The sequence below is a fragment of the Microvirga antarctica genome, from assembly GCF_017921815.1.
GTDB classification, from domain to species: Bacteria; Pseudomonadota; Alphaproteobacteria; order Rhizobiales; family Beijerinckiaceae; genus Microvirga; species Microvirga antarctica.
Window position 1 is genome coordinate 1 of the sequence record NZ_JAGEMM010000014.1, and the last position, 591, is coordinate 591.

At 63.1% G+C, this 591-nt stretch carries 1 tRNA gene; it reads left to right on the forward strand.

Annotated elements, in window-relative coordinates:
* Nucleotides 1-4 precede the first annotated feature (4 nt).
* A tRNA-Met gene (locus J4G32_RS20650) sits at nt 5-81 on the forward strand.
* The last annotated feature ends 510 nt before the right edge of the window (nt 82-591 follow it).

A 591-nucleotide genomic window follows, 5' to 3' on the forward strand; every position in this document is an offset into this window, starting at 1 on the left:
TTGACGCGGGGTGGAGCAGCCCGGTAGCTCGTCAGGCTCATAACCTGAAGGTCACAGGTTCAAATCCTGTCCCCGCAACCATCTTTAATTGTCGACCAGCAAAAGCCGGATCCGAAAGGGTCCGGCTGTTTGCGTTTCCAGGACAGAGCGCCAGCATGCCCGCAAGCGCGCCGCGCGGTCCGACCTCGAGCTCGCCGCCAGTAGGCACTTGCCTGATCACATCGATCAGACCGCGGATAAGGTCAAAGGCCTGATCTTTGGTGGCGGGATCTTCCAACAGCTGGCCGAGATTGGCGACCTTCTGGCGGTAGATCCCGGCCAGGTGCGGATGAAACAGCGGCTCGACATCGACGGGCTCCTGCAGATCGGCCTGGAGCTGCCCCTTGCGCACCTCCAGGGCCTTCAAATCGTCCATCAGCGAACGCGGGGCGTCATCGCTGCCCGTCAGCAGGTCAAGAATGCGACGGATGCGCTGGTTGGTCCGCGACAGCTCCTGCTCGATCGACGCCCGCGCCGCGCGCCGATCGATCCGGCCGCGATTGACCTCCGCGTGAAGCTCAGCCGCAAACGCCCTTGAACAGCTCTGGATCC